This is a genomic window from Bradyrhizobium jicamae, from assembly GCF_001440395.1.
In the GTDB taxonomy this organism is placed as follows: Bacteria; Pseudomonadota; Alphaproteobacteria; order Rhizobiales; family Xanthobacteraceae; genus Bradyrhizobium; species Bradyrhizobium jicamae.
In genome coordinates this window covers 1-1720 of the sequence record NZ_LLXZ01000103.1, presented here as the reverse complement: position 1 = coordinate 1720, position 1720 = coordinate 1, and the positions used below count along the sequence as shown (strand labels likewise).

The 1720-nt window shown below is 54.1% G+C and carries 1 protein-coding gene; it reads left to right on the top strand.

All coding sequences use genetic code 11. From position 1 onward, the window contains the following. The first annotated feature begins 195 nt into the window (after positions 1 to 195). The gene (locus tag CQ12_RS16990) at positions 196 to 939 is read left to right on the top strand and encodes a hypothetical protein (protein ID WP_057836454.1); all 744 of its coding nucleotides are present in this window, start codon (positions 196 to 198) and stop codon (positions 937 to 939) included. Positions 940 to 1720 lie beyond the last annotated feature (781 nt).

Genomic DNA, 1720 nt, shown 5'->3' with positions numbered 1-1720 from the left:
ATCCGAACCCGATGACGGCCAACCCGAATCCGATGTGGTTCAATCCGAACCCGATGGCGGCGAACCCGAATCCGATGTTCAATCAGTAGACACGGCCGGGTCAGCGGGACGTCCCGCAGAAAGGTGACACCGCATTGCGCGGGGCCCCCACTCTTCGGTCAATTTGAGACACAAGAACTTCGGAATGTGTAACTTATGAGCGCCAAACTTCCGTTGCTGGACGAAAGCTTTGAAGCGACCCAACTGATGGATGCAGTTTCTCGGAAGAGAATGCAGCAGGCGCAGTTGCTGGGCCTTGTTATGAAAGAGGACGCTACTGATTATCTTCATCCAGAAACAGCAAGCGAAGTTCTGTCTGCGATTTATGGTGCGACGGAGGCCACTGACCCTTATGCATGCAACTCTTCCGAGCTAACCGGAAAGTTCAAAGAGTTGACCACGGAGGCGACAGAGAAGGTTTTTGCTGGCGTCCCGACGTGGCATGCGCTGCAGAAACTGCCTGTTGCAGTGATGCTAACACCATGCTCGACTATCTTGAGTTATTCTTGCATTTGTCATCCGCAGCACATTTACTTGGGAGCGGCCTCGTTTCAAGGTGAGAACGTGGAGTTCGTCGCGGAGAACATTCTACATGAGTACGCTCATAACTGGCTGTACCTGCTACAGGAAATCTCACCGTTTTCAGTCGATAGGTGGCGCATGATGTATACGTTGCCGTCGGGTACGCCGAATAGATCGGTCACGGCGGTCATTGATGCCGCATACGTGGCTGCGGTACTACGCTATTATTACAGCAAGCTCGACAAGTCGGACCGAAGACGAGAACTGACCGCGTACGTCGCGGGATGTCTGATGCAAATAAGAAACGACCCCGACCTTACGCGTGTCGGACTGTCTGTCTGTCGACGATTGTGTGAGGTGATCGCTACATCAGATTAGGCGTCGTAAGTTGTGTGTAAGTAGTCGTCCGTGTTGTCGAGCTTCTTTGAGAAGCCATTCGTGAGCCGCGCCTTGTGCTTCTGCGTGCGCTCAATGTAACGTAGCTGGTCGAAATCTTGGTCGGGAAAACCGCTCACAATCTCCCGGCTTACCTCTACTACCTCAGCCCGGCTGGAGAAGAGTGCGCTTTACGAGGGTGAGGATACGGTTATGCCAATCGTCTCCGCCGCAACATACGCAATGCTGTCGCGTTCGCGCCTGTGCGATCTAAGAAATAGCGGGAAACCCGACGCGAACGGGCGGCCACTTCATGGCTGCAGCACGAAGAAACTAGTTTTGCTCTCGACGGTTGTGGCATGCCCATTGCTGAGTATCGCTACGGGCGTGAGCGTCCAGTGGTATCGGTCTCCCGCACTTGATTGCCGGCCCTTGATTTCTGGAAGAGAAAGGCATGCAAATATGGGTCCAGCCTTACTCGCCGAGATTGCATCTGCGAAGCATCAGCGTGGAATCTTCTCTTTGCTTCTGTCCGGAAGCAGGGACGGCCGTTGTGCGCAAGACTCTCTAAGCAATACGGCAATACGGGCACTGTTAAGGAGGATCAGAAGATGACAACGGTTGTAACACTAGACGTGTTCTCGGGACTGCCGAACCCGAGTTGGCAATTGACGGCGGTCGAAGAGAGGGAGCTGGACGACCGGATCAGAGCCTCATCATTCAAGGCAGTCCGGTGTCGTGGGCGGATTGGGCTATCGCGGATTTCACATCGCGCAGCATGTCG

What these genes read in the sequence shown, in the direction of transcription:
- CQ12_RS16990 (WP_057836454.1), top strand. Translation starts at nt 196, where the DNA reads ATGAGCGCCAAACTTCCGTTGCTGGACGAAAGCTTTGAAGCGACCCAA.